This window comes from Pseudomonas sp. Marseille-Q8238, assembly GCF_965111915.1.
In genome coordinates this window covers 576728-594071 of sequence record NZ_CBCOPI010000001.1, presented here as the reverse complement: position 1 = coordinate 594071, position 17344 = coordinate 576728, and the positions used below count along the sequence as shown (strand labels likewise).

Sequence of the window (17344 nt, the reverse complement as noted above, 5' to 3'; positions counted from 1 at the left end):
CCACCGCGCCGGAACTCAGGCAGTGGGCAGGAGCGGCCTCCGGGTCCGTTCCGCCTGCCGCCTGTGTCTGGCAACGTGACGCTGGCCCGGAGGGCCTATGAGCTACGTGATCGACCGACGTCTGAACGGCAAGAACAAGAGCACGGTGAACCGCCAGCGGTTCCTGCGGCGTTACCGCGACCACATCAAGAAGGCCGTGGAGGAGGCCGTCAGCCGCCGCTCCATCACCGACATGGAGCACGGCGAACAGATCAGCATTCCCGGCCGCGATATCGACGAACCGGTGCTGCACCACGGACGCGGCGGCAGGCAGACCACCGTCCACCCCGGCAACAAGGAGTTCACCACCGGCGAGCGCATTCCCCGTCCACAAGGCGGTGGTGGCGGCAAGGGCAGTGGCAAGGCCAGCAACTCCGGTGACGGCATGGATGAGTTCGTCTTCCAGATCACCCAGGAAGAATTCCTCGACTTCATGTTCGAAGACCTGGAGCTGCCCAACCTGATCAAACGCCACCTGACCGGCAGCGATACCTTCAAGACCGTGCGTGCCGGCATCAGCAGCGAAGGCAATCCGTCGCGCATCAACATCATCCGCACCCTGCGCTCGGCCCATGCACGGCGCATCGCCCTCTCCGGCAGCAGCCGCGCCAGGCTCAAACTGGCCCAGGTCGAACTGGAACGCCTCAAACGCGAGGAGCCGGACAACTTCGGCGATATTCAGGAAATAGAAGCGGAAATCGGCAAGCTGCGCGCCCGCATCAATCGCGTGCCGTTCCTCGATACTTTCGACCTCAAGTACAACCTGCTGACCAAGCAACCCAATCCCAGCTCCAAGGCCGTGATGTTCTGCCTGATGGACGTGTCCGGCTCGATGACCCAGGCCACCAAGGACATCGCCAAGCGCTTCTTCATCCTCCTGTACCTGTTCCTCAAGCGTAACTACGAAAAGATCGAGGTGGTGTTCATCCGCCACCACACCAGCGCCAAGGAAGTCGACGAGGAGGAGTTCTTCTATTCGCGGGAAACGGGCGGCACCATCGTCTCCAGCGCGCTGAAAATGATGCAGGAGATCATGGAGGCGCGTTATCCGGTCAACGAGTGGAACATCTACGCCGCACAGGCCTCGGACGGCGACAACTGGAACGATGACTCGCCGCTGTGCCGCGACATCCTGGTCAACAAGATCATGCCGTTCGTGCAGTACTTCACCTACGTCGAGATCACCCCGCGCGAGCACCAGGCGCTGTGGTTCGAGTACGAGCAGGTTGGCGAGGCCTATGCCGACACCTTCGCCCAGCAGCAACTGGTCTCGGCCGCGGACATCTACCCGGTGTTCCGTGAGCTGTTCCAGCGCCGACTCGTGAATTGAGGGCAGAGCGATGAGCACCCGCGACAAGAAACGCCAGCCGATCTCCACCGGCTCGGAGTGGACCTTCGAGCTGATCCGCACCTACGACCGCGAGATCGCGCGCATTGCCGAACGCTATGCACTGGACACCTACCCCAACCAGATCGAAGTGATCACCGCCGAACAGATGATGGATGCCTATGCCTCGGTCGGCATGCCCCTGGGCTATCACCACTGGTCCTATGGCAAACATTTCCTCAGCACCGAGAAGAACTACACCCGCGGGCAGATGGGCCTGGCCTACGAGATCGTCATCAACTCCGACCCGTGCATCGCCTACCTGATGGAAGAGAACACCATGTGCATGCAGGCGCTGGTGATCGCCCATGCCTGCTATGGCCACAACAGCTTCTTCAAGGGCAACTACCTGTTCCGCACCTGGACCGACGCCAGTTCGATCATCGACTACCTGGTGTTCGCCAAGCAGTACATCATGCAGTGCGAGGAACGCCACGGTATCGATGCCGTGGAGGACCTGCTCGACTCCTGCCATGCGCTGATGAACTACGGCGTCGACCGCTACAAACGCCCCTACCCGATCTCCGCCGAAGAAGAACGTCGTCGGCAGAAAGACCGCGAGGAACACCTGCAGAAACAGATCAACGACCTCTGGCGCACCATCCCCAGGAACGCCAGCAAGCACGCCGAGCAGGACAGCAAGCGCTGGCCTGCCGAGCCGCAGGAAAACATCCTCTACTTCCTGGAGAAACACGCGCCGCTGCTGGAGCCCTGGCAGCGCGAGGTGATCCGCATCGTGCGCAAGATCGCCCAATACTTCTACCCGCAACGCCAGACCCAGGTGATGAACGAAGGCTGGGCCACCTTCTGGCACTACACCCTGATGAACGACCTGTACGACGAAGGCCTGGTCACCGACGGCTTCATGCTCGAGTTCCTGCAGTCGCACACCAGCGTGATCTACCAGCCTGGCTTCGACAGCCCCTATTACAGCGGCATCAATCCCTACACCCTGGGCTTCGCCATCTACAGCGACATTCGCCGCATTTGCGAAAAACCAACCGAAGAGGACCGCCGCTGGTTTCCCGACATCGCCGGCAGCGACTGGCTGTCCACCCTCAAGTTCGCCATGCAGAACTTCAAGGATGAAAGCTTCATCCTGCAATTCCTCTCGCCCAAGGTAATCCGCGACCTGAAACTGTTCAGTGTGCTGGACGACGACCAGCGCGACGACATGCTGGTTCCGGCAATCCACGACGAGCCCGGTTACCAGACCATCCGCGAAACCCTGGCTGCGCAGTACAACCTGGGCAACCGCGAACCCAACGTGCAGATCTTCAGCGTCGACCGCCGCGGCGACCGTTCCCTGACCCTGCGTCACCAGCAGCACGACCGCAAACCGCTGGGCGAGTCCACCGACGAAGTGCTCAAACACCTGCACCGGTTGTGGGGCTTCGACATCCACCTGGAAAGCCGCCAGGGCGAGCAGATGATCAATGTCCAGCATGTGCCACCGAAGGGCGAGCCGGAAAACGAGTACCCGCACCTGGACCTGGCCATTCCGCCAATCTGACTGCATTACCGGGTGGAATTGACAATTCCACCCGGTATCAGCCGATTACCCCCTAGCCGGTGCCTGCCCGCAGGAAACCCGAGGCTTTTTCGCTTATCCTCCGCACCTACGGAGGATCATCCATGCAGATTTACAAGGTCGGCGGCGCTGTGCGTGATCGCCTGCTCGGGCTACCCGTCAGTGATACCGACTGGGTTGTGGTTGGCAGCAGCGCCGAGGCCATGCTCGCCAACGGTTTTCGCCCGGTGGGCGAGGACTTCCCGGTATTTCTGCACCCGCAAAGCGGCGAGGAATATGCGCTGGCGCGCACCGAGCGCAAATCCGGCAAGGGTTATGGCGGTTTCACCTTCCACGCCAGCCCGGACGTCACCCTCGAAGATGACCTGGTTCGCCGCGATCTGACCGTCAATGCCATGGCCGAGGATGACCACGGCCAGATCATCGATCCCTATGGCGGCCAGCGCGACCTGGAAGCCCGTGTGCTACGGCACGTTTCCCCGGCCTTCGCCGAAGACCCGCTGCGCGTGCTGCGCGTGGCCCGCTTCGCTGCGCGCTATGCGCCACTAGGGTTCAGCGTCGCGCCGGAGACGTTGAGCCTGATGCGCGAGTTGGCCGAGTCCGGCGAACTCAAGGCGCTGACAGCCGAGCGTGGCTGGAAAGAGATATCCCGCGCGCTGCTTGAACCCCGCCCGGATGTTTTCATCCAGGTCCTGCGCGACTGTGGCGCCCTGGCCGAGCTGCTACCGGAGGTCGACGCCCTGTTCGGCGTGCCGCAAACAGCCACCCACCATCCCGAAGTGGACACGGGCACGCACCTGCTCATGGTTTTGCAACAATGCGCCCTCCACCAGCAACCGCTGACCGTACGCTGGGCCTGCCTGCTGCACGACCTGGGCAAAGGCACCACACCGCAAACCGAATGGCCGCGGCATATCGCCCATGAAACCCGCGGTCTGAAACTGATACGCGCAGCCAACGAACGCTACAAGGCGCCCAGGGACTGCCAGGAGCTGGCGTTGCTGGTCGGTGAATACCACACCCATGGCCACCGGGCCTTGGAGCTACGCGCCTCGACGCTGTTCGAACTGTTGCAACGCTTCGATGTTTATCGCCGCCCGCAACGCTTCGAGGAGTTCATCGCAGCGTGCGAAATGGACGCACGCGGCCGACTCGGCTTCGAAACGCGCGAATACCCACAGGCGGACTATCTACGCGGCGCCATGCAGGCTGCGCGCGAAGTGGCGGTGCAGCCCCTGCTCGACAAAGGGCTGCAAGGTGCCGAGCTGGGCAAGGCACTCAACCAGGCGCGAATGGAGGCATTGAGCCATTATCGCAATACTGCGCGATAGCCAGGCCAAAACCCGCCTGTTAGGCTGCCGCTCGCACAATAGACGCCTGAAGGATTTGATGCGTTGTCCATAACTAGCAAGCAGACAGAACCCGGAGAGGTTACTTTGCATCCACCACGAAAGCTTTTGCTTTACCGGTACGGGCTGCTAGCCCTGGCCTTCGTGCTGCCCATGAGTTTCAGTGGCCCGTCCACTGCCGACACGGAAAACCCTGCGGAGTTGCGCACCAAGAGCGTTGCCCAGGTAGTGCAAGGCATTCTCAGCTATGCGCGCTGGCCGAATGATCCGCAGACCCTGCGCCTGTGCATTGTTGCGCCTACCCAATATACCGACTTGTTGTTGAGCGACCTGACCACACAGAGCCAGCGTCCCATCCACACGCGCAGACTGCTGGCTGACAGCTCGCAGCTGGAAAGCGACTGCGACGCGGTGTACGTGGGCGTACTCCCGACCAACGACCGCCAGGCGCTGTTCAGCCGCCTGCTCGGCAAGCCCATCCTCAGCATCAGTGAGACCGGTAACGAGTGCAATGAAGGCAGCCTGTTCTGCCTGGCCGTCGGCGACCGCCAGACCGCGTTCAAGATCAACCTCGACGCCGTAGCCCGCAGTGGCATCCGCGTTCACCCCAATGTGCTGCGACTCAACAAGCAGGGTGATGCCCAGCCATGAATCGCCGCAAACTGGCCGACCCGCCTTTGCGTCCAACGCTACAAAACCTGCTGAAAAGCGCGCACCTGCGCGTTGCCCTGCTCAGCATGCTGCTCACCGGACTGTCGCTGACTCTCGTCAGTTTGATTGCCCTCAGCGCCTACGCCGGCCATAACCTGAAGCTCGTCGCACGCTCCCTGGCCTATACCCTGGAAGCTGCGGTGGTCTTCAGCGACCGCGATGCGGTGAACGAAAGCATCAGCCTGATCACGGCCCAGGAAGACATCGCCCACCTGGTGGTAACAGGGCGCAACGACCTCGCATTGGTCGACTGGAATAATCAGCGCCACAGCCCGCTTGCCAGCCTCGAGCGCACCGTTGCCGACCTGATGCTGCCGCAGCCCCTGACGCAGCCCATTCTTCACCAGGGTCAACAGGTCGGCGAACTGACCCTCAGTGGCCAGGGCACCTTTCTGCTGCGTTTCCTCCTGACCGTGCTGCTTGGCATCCTCATTTGTCTGACCCTGGCCGCTTTGGGTGCCATCTACGGCTCGCGGCGCATGCGCCACACCATCGTCGCGCCCCTGCACGAGCTTTCCCGGGTCGCACGCGCGATTGCCCGCGACCGCACCTTCTCCCTGCGTGCGCCCGGCACACGCATCAGCGAGCTCAATGAGCTGGCCGAAGACTTCAATAGCCTGCTTGATGAGCTGGAATCCTGGCAGAGCCAGCTGGAGCGGGAAAATGCCTCCCTGGCCCATCAGGCCAGCCATGACGTACTCACCGGCCTGCCCAATCGCGCCCAGTTCGAGGCAAACCTGTTCCGTGCCGTACGCAGCGCACGTGAGCAAAAAGGGCGCCTCGCCGTCCTGTTCCTCGACAGCAACGGCTTCAAGCAGATCAATGATCAGCTCGGCCACGCCGCAGGCGATGCGGTACTGGTCAGCATTGCCCAGCGACTGGGCCAGCAACTGCGTGAAAGCGACCTGGTCGCACGCCTGGGTGGCGACGAATTCGTCGTGCTGATCGAGCCGATCCATCAGCCGGAAGATGCCATGCAAGTGGCCGACAAGATCCTGGCCAGCATGAAGAACGACATTTACCTGCCTGATGGCAATACAATTACCACCTCGCTCAGCGTCGGCATCGCACTCTATCCGGAACATGCCGACACCCCTAACGGATTGATTCACGTCGCGGACGTTGCCATGTACCACGCCAAGCGCAATCGGCTTGGGCGCCACGTGGCCCGCACGCACGAGCACAGCAAAACTTAACAAGGAGCCTTTTTCGATGTCGTCCCTACTGCGCAACACCTTCCTCGTCCTGGCGTCGATGTTTTTCCTGACCGCCTGCCAAACCCCACAGCAAACCGGCCTCAGCCCCCATCAGATTGCCGTTCTCAAGGAGCAGGGCTTCAAGTGGACGGATAACGGCTGGGAACTCGGGCTGTCGGGCAAAGTGCTGTTCGATACCGACTCGGAACGCGTTTCTGCAGAAAGTACGACAACGATCACCCGCATCACCAAAGCCCTGCTGGACGCCCAAATCACCCAGGTTGCACTGGAGGGGCATACCGACAACCAGGGCAGCGCGGCCTACAACCAGGAGCTGTCCCTGCGCCGGGCCAAGACCGTTAGCGTCGTGATGCTGAATGCCGGTATGCGCGAATCCGATATCACCCTGCGCGGCATGGGCCAGACCCGCCCGATCGCTGACAACAACACGGCGGAAGGCCGCAGCGAAAACCGTCGCGTGGCAATCATCGTCAGCGCTGACTGAGGCCACCTGCAGCACGAAAGCCTTGCGCTTTCGTGCATCACCGATGTGAAGTTTGCCGAGGCCCGTCGGATGGGTCGGTGAAGCGTGGCATCCGCGGCCTGACCCATCCACGAAAAGCCACTCGTCTCGCGCCCCTAGCCTGAAAGCCCCTGAAGCAGTTGATGCGGGGTCAGTTGCCTGCCCTGCCACTGAAACGCGACCGGCCACAATTCCTGCTCGATATGCACCTCGCTCCAGAGCTCGGCAAATGACTTGCCGACACCGGGATGCATACCCTGAGGCGCCAGCAGTGCCAACGGCCAGAGCACGAAGGCGTTCCTGAGAATTTCCGCACGCGGCAGAATCAACCCATCGAAGTTGCCGACCAGGTCGTCATACAGCAGCACGTCGATATCCAGGGGCAGGCCCTTGCGATTGGGCGCATAGCGGCCGTTGTCGGCCTCGATGAACTTGAGGCGACGGTCTAGCTCGGTCAAAGGCAGATCGGTCTGCGCACTGACCACCAGGTTATAGAACGGCCCACTCTTGATACCCACCGGCAGGCTCTCGAACACCGGCGAACACTGCACGTCCTGGAGAAAACCGGCCAAGGCATCCAGACCGGCCTGCAGATGCTGATCGCGGTCGATATTACTGCCCAGGCCAAGAAAGATACGGGTCATGGGTGGTCACGCTCGATTTCCACACCTACGCCTCGCGCAGCAGGATTGGCCCCCGGCTTGGTCACACGCAGCTTAAGCCAGGGCGCGCCAAACGTGACCAGCAGGCTTTCCGCCAGGCGCTCGGCAAAGGTCTCCACCAACTGGAACTGCGCGGCATCCGCAAACTGCCGCACATGCTGGTGCACCGCCGCGTAATCCAGTGCCAACTGCAGGTCATCGCCAGCCGCCGCCGGGCGGATATCCCAGGCGAATATCAGGTCCAGGCGCAGGCACTGACGGATGCCGCGCTCCCAATCGTAGGCACCGATCAACGTATCGACTTCCAGACCTTCGATGAAAACTTTGTCCACGCACATCTCTCCACAGCACGACAGGAGAGTCTCCCGCCGCTAGAATCGGAGCTCCCTCGCCCCGGAATGGACACCATGTTCTGGCTGCTGGTCCTGCTCGCCTACCTGCTTGGCTCGCTGTCCTTCGCCATCCTGCTCAGCAACCTGAGCGGCGGGCCAGACCCTCGCGCCAATGGTTCGGGCAACCCCGGCGCCACCAACATGCTGCGCGTGGCCGGCAAGAAGCTCGCCATCCTCACCCTGCTCGGCGATCTTCTCAAGGGCCTGCTGCCCATCGTGATCGCCAGCCTGGTCGGCTTCGATATCCAGCAACAGGCCTGGATCGGCCTTGCCGCAGTCATCGGCCACCTCTACCCCCTGTACTTTCGCTTCAAGGGTGGCAAGGGCGTGGCCACGGCGGCCGGCATGCTGCTGGGCCTGTACCCTCCCGCAGCACTGCTGGCGCTCGCTGCCTGGGCGCTGACCTTCCTTCTCACCCGCACCAGCTCGCTCGCCTCGCTGATCGCCACACCACTGACCCTGCCATTACTGGCCTGGCAACAACCGGAAGCATTGCTGCCGATGTGCGTACTCACCGGCTTGATCGTCTGGCGTCATCGGGGCAATTTACGCGACCTGTTCGCCGGGCGCGAACGGCATTTCTGAATGTGCACACTGAGCCAGCCTCATACAGCTGGCAACTGCTCCATCGGCCAGCGCGCCTGTACGCTGATCGCCGGGCCATCATGCTGACCGGCCAACAGGCGCTGGCAACCGGCGTAGGCGATCATCGCGCCGTTGTCGGTGCAGAAGCGCGGACGCGCATAGAACACCTGGCCCTTGAACTCGCCGAGCATCTTTTCCAGCGACAGGCGCAGTGACTGATTGGCACTGACGCCCCCCGCGATCACCAGGCTGTTCAGCCCGGTCTGCTTGAGCGCACGACGGCACTTGATGGTCAGCGTCTCGACCACCGCCTGCTGGAAGGCCAGCGCCACATCGGCACGTGTCTGCTCGCTGGCATCACCGGCGTCGCGGCACTGCGTCCAGGTATTGAGGGTGAAGGTCTTCAGGCCGCTGAAGCTGAAATCCAGCCCCGGGCGATCCGTCATCGGACGCGGGAAGGTGAAGCGTCCCGGCGTACCGATCTGCGCCAGACGGGCGATTTCCGGCCCACCGGGGTATGGCAGCCCCATCAGCTTGGCAGTTTTATCGAAGGCTTCACCGGCGGCATCGTCCAACGACTCGCCAAGCAGCTGATAGCGACCTATGCCATCCACACGCACCAGCTGCGTGTGCCCACCGGAAACCAGCAACGCGACAAAGGGGAATGCCGGCGGCTGTTCTTCCAGCATCGGCGCCAACAGGTGACCTTCCATGTGGTGCACGCCGAGCGCGGGAATGCCCCAGGCAAAAGCCAGCGCCTGCGCACAGGAGGCGCCCACCAGCAACGCACCGACCAGCCCGGGACCGGCGGTGTAGGCGATGCCTTCGATTTGCTCAGGCTTGACCTGGGCGGCATCCAGCACCTCGCGGATCAACGGCAGCATGCGCTTGACATGATCACGCGATGCCAGCTCCGGCACAACGCCGCCAAACACCCGGTGTTGCTCGATCTGACTGAACAACGCATCCGCCAACAACCCGCGCTCGCTGTCGTACAGCGCAACGCCGGTTTCATCGCAGGAAGTTTCCAAGCCCAGCACCAGCATGGGTTAGCGCCTTTAAAACAAGGGGAATTCGAAGGCGCGCATAATAAGCGGCACCTACCGGCCAGACCAGCGCTTTTCGATCAAGGGCTTTGCATTCTCTGGCATGAGGCGTTAATATCCGCAGCCCTTGAAAACCGACGTATTCCCGTGCCCTTTGCCGGATCGCGTCGTCCATTCGGTAAAACAGTGAAGGTACGACCTGGATGCCAGCCGTCAAAGTTAAAGAGAACGAACCCTTCGACGTAGCTCTGCGTCGCTTCAAACGCTCCTGCGAAAAAGCCGGTGTTCTGGCAGAAGTTCGCAGCCGCGAGTTCTATGAGAAGCCGACTACAGAGCGCAAGCGCAAGGCAGCTGCCGCTGTTAAGCGTCACGCCAAGAAAGTGCAGCGCGAACAGCGCCGCCGCGAGCGCCTGTACTGAGTTATCAGTCACGCCGCAGAGGTTTCCGCTTAGCCCGGCTCACGCCGGGCTTTGCATTTTCAGGCTACCGCCCGCCTCACGCCCCATCGACTCCGCTTCGCCCATGCGAATGATCGGAGTTTTTTCGTTTATGCTCCCGCCTCTGGCACCAGCACACTGACGAGTTCATGGCCGGCCTGATCCCGCAATCCTTCATCGATGACCTCCTCAACCGCACCGACATCGTCGAAGTGGTGAGCTCGCGCATCCAGATGAAAAAGGCCGGCAAGAACTACACCGCCTGCTGCCCGTTTCACAAGGAGAAGACACCCTCCTTCAGCGTCAGCCCGGACAAGCAGTTCTACTACTGCTTCGGCTGCGGCGCCGGCGGCAACGCCCTCGGCTTCATCATGGACCACGACAGCCTGGACTTCCCCCAAGCCGTCGAGGAGCTGGCCAAGCGCGCCGGCATGGATATCCCCCGCGAGGAAGGTGGCCGCCACAAGCCGCGCCAGCCGACCGATTCGCCGCTCTACCCACTGCTCACCTCCGCCAGCGACTACTATCGCCAGGCCCTGAAAAGCCACCCGACCCGCAAAGCGGCGGTCGACTACCTGAAAGGCCGCGGCCTGTCCGGCGAGATCGCCCGCGATTTCGGCCTGGGTTTCGCTCCGCCCGGCTGGGACCACCTACTCAAACATCTGGGCGGTGACAGCCTGCAGCAGAAGGCGATGATCGATGCAGGCCTGCTGATCGAGAACACCGAAACCGGCAAACGCTACGATCGCTTCCGCGACCGCGTGATCTTTCCCATCCGCGACAGCCGCGGCCGGGTCATTGCATTCGGCGGCCGCGTACTGGGCGATGACAAACCCAAGTACCTGAACTCGCCGGAAACCCCGGTCTTTCACAAAGGCCAGGAACTGTACGGCCTGTACGAAGCGCGCAAGAGCAACCGTGACCTCGACGAGATCATGGTCGTGGAAGGCTACATGGACGTCATCGCCCTGGCCCAGCAAGGCCTGCGCAACGCCGTCGCCACCCTCGGCACCGCGACCAGCGAAGAGCACCTCAAGCGCATCTTCCGCCTCGTCCCCAGCGTGCTGTTCTGCTTCGACGGCGACAGCGCCGGACGCAAGGCCGCCTGGCGCGCCCTGGAATCGACCCTGCCCAATCTGCAGGACGGCCGCCGCGCGCGCTTTCTGTTCCTGCCGGACGGCGAAGACCCGGACAGCCTGGTTCGCGCCGAAGGCACCGACGCCTTCCGCGCCCGCCTCAACCAGCACGCCCAACCACTGGCCGACTATTTCTTCCAGCAGCTCAGCGAAGAAGCAGACCCGCGCTCACTGGAAGGCAAGGCACACCTGGCCATGCTGGCTGCACCACTGATCGACAAGATCCCCGGCAACAACCTGCGCACCCTGATGCGCCAGCGCCTTGGCGAAATCACCGGCCTGAACGGCGACACACTGGCGCAGATGGCGCGCAGCACACCCAGCACCGAGAGCAGCAGCGAACCCCTGCACGCCGCGGATCACTACTACGACGCCCAGCCGGATTATGGCGATATTGCCGACTACGCCAACCATATCGAGCCGCCAGAGCCCGAGAGCCAACCGCAGAAAAACTGGAAGAAAGGCGACAGTAAAGGCTGGAACAAGGACAAGAACTGGAAAAAGGGTGGCCGCGACGACGCACCACGCGCACCGCGCAAGGCCGTCAGCGTCGAATCCCCCACACTCACCGCACTGCGCACCCTGCTGCACCACCCGTCACTGGCGCAGAAAGTCGAAGATGTCAGCCATTTCGCTGCAGAAGACGACACCTATGCCCAACTGCTCGTCGCCTTGCTCGGCGCCCTGCAAAAGGCGCCCGGCCTGCGCTCCCTGCAACTGATCGCCCGCTGGCACGGCACCGAACAGGGCCGCTTGCTCAAGGCACTGGCAGAAAAGGAATGGCTGATTTCGGCCGATAACCTTGAACAACAGTTTTTCGACACTATAACTAGCCTTGTCGCCCGCCAACGCGAGCGCAGCCTGGAACAACTGTTGCGCAAAGCACGTCAAAGTGAACTGAGTCCAGAGGAAAAAGAGCAGCTGCGCAGCCTGCTCAACCGCACCATCTCACCCGTTTCGCCTACCTCAACTGGCGCTTGAGGCACCGAACCGGGTATAATCCTCGGCTTGTTTTTAGCCCGCCAAGACCTTCAGTGGATAGGGTGTTATGTCCGGAAAAGCGCAACAGCAATCTCGTTTGAAAGAGTTGATCGCCCGTGGTCGTGAGCAGGGATACCTGACTTACGCGGAGGTCAATGACCACCTGCCCGAGGATATTTCAGATCCGGAGCAGGTAGAAGACATCATCCGCATGATCAACGACATGGGGATCAACGTATTCGAGAGTGCTCCGGATGCGGACGCCCTGCTGTTGGCAGAAGCCGACACCGACGAGGCCGCAGCTGAAGAAGCTGCCGCCGCGTTGGCCGCAGTGGAGACCGACATCGGCCGCACCACGGACCCGGTGCGCATGTACATGCGTGAAATGGGTACCGTCGAACTGCTGACCCGTGAAGGCGAAATCGAAATCGCCAAGCGCATCGAAGAAGGTATTCGTGAAGTCATGGGCGCTATTGCCCACTTCCCGGGCACCGTCGACAGCATCCTCGCCGAATACCAGCGCGTCACCACCGAAGGTGGTCGCCTGTCCGACGTCCTCAGCGGCTACATCGACCCCGATGACGGCAGCGTGCCGGCCGAAGAAGTACCTGTCGACCTGAAAACCGCGACCCCGGCTGCCGAAGCCGCCGAGGACGAGGAAGAAAGCGACGACAGCGAAGAGGAAGAAGAAGGCGACGGCGGTCCGGACCCGGAAGAGGCTCTGCGCCGCTTCACCGCGGTCTCCGAACAGCTGGAAAAAGCCCGCAAGGCGCTGAAGAAGCATGGCCGCAGCAGCAAACAGGCCATCGCCGAACTGCTCGCCCTGGCTGAGCTGTTCATGCCGATCAAGCTGATTCCGAAGCAGTTCGAAGCCCTGGTCGAGCGCGTTCGCGGCTCGCTGGAGCAAGTCCGCGCCCAGGAACGCGCCATCATGCAACTGTGTGTGCGTGATGCCCGTATGCCGCGCGCCGACTTCCTCAAGCTGTTCCCCGGCAACGAAGTCGACGAGAGCTGGGCCGCCGGCCTGGCCAAAGGCAAGGCCAAGTACGCCGAAGCCATTGGCGGCCTGCTGCCGGACATCCAGCGTTGCCAGCAGAAGCTTGCCGCCCTGGAAGCCGACACCAGCCTGACCATTGCCGAAATCAAGGACATCAACCGTCGCATGTCGATCGGCGAGGCCAAGGCCCGTCGCGCGAAGAAAGAGATGGTTGAAGCGAACTTGCGCCTGGTGATCTCGATCGCCAAGAAGTACACCAACCGCGGCCTGCAGTTCCTCGACCTGATCCAGGAAGGCAACATCGGCCTGATGAAGGCGGTGGACAAGTTCGAATACCGTCGCGGCTACAAGTTCTCGACCTACGCCACCTGGTGGATTCGCCAGGCGATCACTCGTTCCATTGCCGACCAGGCGCGGACCATCCGTATCCCGGTGCACATGATCGAGACGATCAACAAGCTCAACCGTATCTCCCGCCAGATGCTGCAGGAGATGGGCCGCGAACCGACCCCGGAAGAGCTCGGCGAGCGCATGGAAATGCCCGAGGACAAGATCCGCAAGGTACTGAAGATCGCCAAAGAGCCGATCTCCATGGAAACCCCGATCGGCGACGACGAAGACTCGCACCTGGGCGACTTCATCGAGGACAGCACCATGCAGTCCCCGATCGATGTAGCCACGGTGGAAAGCCTCAAGGAAGCGACTCGCGAAGTACTCTCCGGCCTCACTGCCCGTGAAGCCAAGGTCCTGCGCATGCGCTTCGGCATCGACATGAATACCGACCACACCCTCGAGGAAGTCGGCAAACAGTTCGATGTAACGCGCGAGCGGATTCGTCAGATCGAAGCCAAGGCGCTGCGCAAGCTGCGCCACCCGACGAGAAGCGAGCACCTGCGCTCCTTCCTCGACGAGTAAACAGAAACCCCCGGCCAAAACCGGGGGTTTTGTTTATCTGGCACCGCCACGAGCGCTACACTGCAATTTGTCCTCCGCCCCGGAAACCCGCCCCCATGGTGCGTTTGCTGGCCCTTCTGCTCTCCTGTCTGGCCTGCTGGGCAACCTCGGCGGCGGCGCTCGAACTCACCCCGGAAGAACAGGCCTGGCTGAAGCAACACCCAACTATTCGGCTTGGCGTGGATGCCACCTGGCCACCCTTCGAATTTCTGGATGAGCAAGGTCGTCATCAGGGCCTGGCCGCAGATTATGTGGCGCTGATCGAGAAGCGCCTGCACGTCCACCTGCAACATAATGCCGCCGAGGATTGGGGCCACGTGCTGGAACAGGCCAAGACCGGCCAGCTCGATCTGCTTCCCGGCGTCATGGCCACGCCACAACGGCAAGAGACACTGGCCTTCACCCGCCCTTATCTCGACTTCCCCATCGTCATCCTGTCGCACACTGGCGGACCACAACCGCGCAACCTGGACGACCTATATGGGCTGAAAGTCGCCGTGGTGGAAGACTACGCGCCCCACGAACTGCTACGCAGCCACCACCCCGATCTCAGCCTGCTACCACTGCCCAGCATCAGTGCCGCCCTGCAGGCCGTGGCTACCGGGCAGGCCGATGCCATGGTGGGCGACCTCGCCTCCAGCGTCTGGAGCCTGCGCCAGTTCAAGCTGGACGGCCTGTATATCAGCGGGGAAACGCCTTACCGCTATCAACTGGCAATGGCCGCGCCCAAGAGCCAGGCGGTGCTGATCGGCATCCTCGACAAGCTCTTCGCCGACCTCACCCCAGACGAAATAGCGGCCCTGCAAGAGCCCTGGGTTGGCGGCCTTAACGATGACCCGAGGCTGTGGCGGGAAATCCTCACCTTCGGCCTGCCCGCCCTGCTCGTCATCTTGCTGATCCTGGCCATCGTCCTGCGCACCAACTTCCGCCTGAGCCAGGAAGCCCAAGGACGCCGCGCCCTCGAAGAACAACTGCGCGAAAGCGAGCAGCACTACCGTGGCCTGGTGGAAAGCCTGAACGCCATCGCCTGGGAAATGAGCCTGGAGGACTACCGCTTCACCTACGTGTCGCCGCACGCCGAACGCCTGGCCGGCTACCCGCTCGAGGCCTGGCTGGAGCCGGGCTTCTGGCAGCGTTCCCTGCACCCGGACGATGCCAACATGGCACTCAACTATTGCATCAGTGAAAGCCAGGCCGGGCGCGATCACAGCCTCGACTACCGCATGCTCACCGCCGATGGGCGCGTGCTGTGGATTCGCGACATCGTGACCCTCATCCAACATGGCGACAAACAGATCCTGCGCGGCCTGATGATCGATATCAGCCAGACCAAACAGGCCGAGCACGCCCAGCGCCTCTCCGAACAGAAATTCGCCAAGGCCTTCCATGCCTCACCCGATGGACTGCTCATCACCCGCCTGCGTGACGGCCTGCTGATCGACGCCAACGAAGGCTTCTCGCGCATTACCGGCTATTCGCTGCAAAGCACGGTCGGCCAGACCTCCCTGAGCATCGGCCTGTGGACCAACCCGGATGATCGCCAGCGCATGATCGAACAGGTCCGCCAGCACGGCTCCGCCCATGACTTCCGCGCCTGGGTCAATCGCAAGGACGGCCCGCCGCGCCTGTGCGAGCTGTCCGCGCAGACGCTGCAGATCAACGACGACGCCTGCATGCTGACCATCGCCCGCGACATCACCGAGCGCCAGCACATGCAGGAACGCCTGCAACTGGCCGCGACCGTCTTCGAGAGCACCGCCGAAGGCGTGATGATCACCGACCTCAACCAACGCATCACCGCGGTCAACCGCGCCTTCAGCGAAATCACCGGCTACAGCGAAAGCGAAGCCCTGGGCCAATCGCCCCGCCTGCTTGCCTCCGGTGAACATGACAGCGCCTTTTACAGCACCATGTGGCAACAACTGCATAACGATGGCCACTGGCAAGGCGAGATCTGGAACCGACGCAAGAATGGCGAACTTTTCCCCGAATGGCTGACCATCAGCGCCGTGCGCGACCAGGGCGACGGGATCACCCATTTCGTCGGGGTCTTCGCCGATATCAGCACCCTCAAGCACGCCCAGGCGCGCCTCGACTACCAGGCCCATCATGACCCACTGACCGGCCTGCCCAACCGCATCCTCTTCGAGAGCCGGCTCAACGCCACCCTCACCGACGCACGCAATGACAACCGCAGCGGTGCCGTGCTGTTCCTCGACCTCGACCGCTTCAAGCACATCAACGACAGCCTCGGCCACCCGGTCGGCGACCTGCTGCTGAAGAGCATTGCCCAGCGCCTGCGCGAACAACTGCGCGATGGCGACACCGTCGCGCGCCTGGGCGGAGACGAATTCATCGTGCTGCTTCCCGGCCTGCCCGATGCCCAGCAGGTCAAACACGTCGCCACCAAGCTGCTGGGCTGCTTCAACGCGCCGTTCCAGGCCGACCAGCACGAGTTTTTCATCACGGCCAGCATCGGTATCAGCCTGTTCCCCGACGACGGCCACGATGTCGCCACCCTGGTGAAGAACGCCGACGCGGCCATGTACAGCTCCAAGGCCAAAGGGCGCAACCGGGTCGAGTTCTACACCCGCAGCCTGACCTTCCAGGCCACCGAGCGCATGACCCTGGAACATGAACTACGCCGCGCCATCAGCCGCGGCGAACTGAGCCTGCACTACCAACCCAAGCTGTGCCTGACCAACCGCGTACTGATCGGCGCCGAAGCGCTGCTGCGCTGGCACCACCCGACCTTCGGTGATATCCCGCCCGACCGTTTCATTCCCCTGGCCGAAGACAACGGCATGATCCTCAGCCTCGGTGACTGGGTGCTGCAGGAGTCCTGCCGGCAGATGCGCGAGTGGCAAGACCAGCACGCGCCGTTCGGACCACTCTCGGTCAACCTCTCCGGCAACCAGTTGCGTCAACCGCAACTGGCCGAGCGCATCGCCGCCACCCTGGCCGACTTCGGACTCGACGCCAGCTGCCTGCAACTGGAAATAACCGAGAGCTTCATCATGAACCAGGCCGAAGAAGCCCTGGGCATTCTCCACGCGCTCAAGAACCTCGGCCTGCAACTGGCCATGGACGACTTCGGCACCGGCTACTCCTCACTCAGTTACCTCAAGCGCCTGCCTCTGGACATCCTCAAGATCGACAAATCCTTCATCCGCGGCCTGCCCGAAGACACCAACGACGCCGCCATCACCCGCGCCATCATCGCCCTGGGCCGCAGCCTGCAACTGACCGTGATCGCCGAAGGCGTGGAGACCAGCGCCCAGGAAACCTTCCTCACCCGCGAAGGCTGCGCACAAATCCAGGGCTACAAAATCAGCCGCCCCCTCTCCGCCCACGCATTCGCCAACCACTTCCTCACACCGCTTCCGATTGGCAGCAGCGAAGAGGCGCCGGTATAATC

General features: G+C 62.3%; 14 protein-coding genes. 11 read left to right on the top strand and 3 right to left on the bottom strand.

What is annotated here, in order from left to right:
- Nucleotides 1–97 precede the first annotated feature (97 nt).
- The 6 genes from ACWPW0_RS02570 to ACWPW0_RS02545 all read left to right on the top strand — a co-directional run bounded on the left by ACWPW0_RS02570 (nucleotide 98) and on the right by ACWPW0_RS02545 (nucleotide 6718).
- Nucleotides 98–1369 carry a YeaH/YhbH family protein gene (locus tag ACWPW0_RS02570; protein ID WP_447588760.1) on the top strand — a complete coding sequence of 424 codons (1272 nt, stop codon included), beginning with the start codon at nucleotides 98–100 and terminating at the stop codon, nucleotides 1367–1369.
- A gap of 10 nt (nucleotides 1370–1379) precedes the next feature.
- On the top strand, nucleotides 1380–2939 hold the full coding sequence (locus ACWPW0_RS02565) for a SpoVR family protein (protein WP_447588759.1): 1560 nt from the start codon (nucleotides 1380–1382) through the stop codon (nucleotides 2937–2939).
- A gap of 122 nt (nucleotides 2940–3061) precedes the next feature.
- The gene (locus ACWPW0_RS02560; RefSeq protein WP_447588757.1) at nucleotides 3062–4288 is read left to right on the top strand and encodes a multifunctional CCA addition/repair protein; all 1227 of its coding nucleotides are present in this window, start codon (nucleotides 3062–3064) and stop codon (nucleotides 4286–4288) included.
- A 171-nt stretch (nucleotides 4289–4459) separates the two neighbouring features.
- Nucleotides 4460–4957, top strand: coding sequence for a YfiR family protein (locus ACWPW0_RS02555; protein WP_447595521.1), 498 nt, complete (start codon nucleotides 4460–4462; stop codon nucleotides 4955–4957).
- A complete protein-coding gene (locus tag ACWPW0_RS02550; protein WP_454254355.1) occupies nucleotides 4954–6213 on the top strand; it encodes a diguanylate cyclase domain-containing protein in 1260 nt (419 codons plus the stop codon). Before ACWPW0_RS02555 ends, ACWPW0_RS02550 begins: the two co-directional genes overlap by 4 nt.
- 16 nt (nucleotides 6214–6229) lie before the next feature.
- Nucleotides 6230–6718 carry an OmpA family protein gene (locus ACWPW0_RS02545; protein ID WP_454254354.1) on the top strand — a complete coding sequence of 163 codons (489 nt, stop codon included), beginning with the start codon at nucleotides 6230–6232 and terminating at the stop codon, nucleotides 6716–6718.
- A gap of 134 nt (nucleotides 6719–6852) precedes the next feature.
- On the opposite strand, the gene folK is transcribed toward ACWPW0_RS02545, so the two are convergent.
- Both folK and folB read right to left on the bottom strand, forming a co-directional pair.
- Nucleotides 6853–7380, bottom strand: coding sequence for a 2-amino-4-hydroxy-6-hydroxymethyldihydropteridine diphosphokinase (gene folK / locus ACWPW0_RS02540; RefSeq protein WP_454254353.1), 528 nt, complete (start codon nucleotides 7378–7380; stop codon nucleotides 6853–6855).
- Complete coding sequence (gene folB / locus ACWPW0_RS02535) at nucleotides 7377–7730, bottom strand: dihydroneopterin aldolase (RefSeq protein WP_454254352.1); 354 nt, start codon at nucleotides 7728–7730, stop codon at nucleotides 7377–7379. The genes folK and folB overlap by 4 nt, the downstream gene beginning before the upstream one ends.
- Before the next feature lie 75 nt (nucleotides 7731–7805).
- On the opposite strand from folB, the gene plsY reads away from it, so the two are divergent.
- Nucleotides 7806–8375, top strand: coding sequence for a glycerol-3-phosphate 1-O-acyltransferase PlsY (plsY, locus tag ACWPW0_RS02530; RefSeq protein ID WP_447588747.1), 570 nt, complete (start codon nucleotides 7806–7808; stop codon nucleotides 8373–8375).
- A 20-nt stretch (nucleotides 8376–8395) separates the two neighbouring features.
- Here plsY and tsaD read toward each other — a convergent pair whose 3' ends face one another.
- Nucleotides 8396–9421 (bottom strand): tRNA (adenosine(37)-N6)-threonylcarbamoyltransferase complex transferase subunit TsaD, encoded by a 1026-nt coding sequence (gene tsaD, locus ACWPW0_RS02525; RefSeq protein ID WP_447588745.1) that lies wholly within the window; start codon nucleotides 9419–9421, stop codon nucleotides 8396–8398.
- Between the two features lie 203 nt (nucleotides 9422–9624).
- On the opposite strand from tsaD, the gene rpsU reads away from it, so the two are divergent.
- The 4 genes from rpsU (at nucleotide 9625) to ACWPW0_RS02505 (ending at nucleotide 17342) form a co-directional block, all read left to right on the top strand.
- Nucleotides 9625–9840: a 30S ribosomal protein S21 gene (gene rpsU, locus ACWPW0_RS02520; protein ID WP_021702507.1), complete on the top strand. Its 216-nt coding sequence runs from the start codon at nucleotides 9625–9627 to the stop codon at nucleotides 9838–9840.
- 167 nt (nucleotides 9841–10007) lie between these two features.
- The gene (gene dnaG, locus ACWPW0_RS02515) at nucleotides 10008–11975 is read left to right on the top strand and encodes a DNA primase (RefSeq protein ID WP_454254351.1); all 1968 of its coding nucleotides are present in this window, start codon (nucleotides 10008–10010) and stop codon (nucleotides 11973–11975) included.
- Between the two features lie 67 nt (nucleotides 11976–12042).
- Nucleotides 12043–13887 carry an RNA polymerase sigma factor RpoD gene (gene rpoD / locus ACWPW0_RS02510; RefSeq protein WP_447588740.1) on the top strand — a complete coding sequence of 615 codons (1845 nt, stop codon included), beginning with the start codon at nucleotides 12043–12045 and terminating at the stop codon, nucleotides 13885–13887.
- 95 nt (nucleotides 13888–13982) lie between these two features.
- A complete protein-coding gene (locus tag ACWPW0_RS02505) occupies nucleotides 13983–17342 on the top strand; it encodes a bifunctional diguanylate cyclase/phosphodiesterase (protein ID WP_454254350.1) in 3360 nt (1119 codons plus the stop codon).
- The last annotated feature ends 2 nt before the right edge of the window (nucleotides 17343–17344 follow it).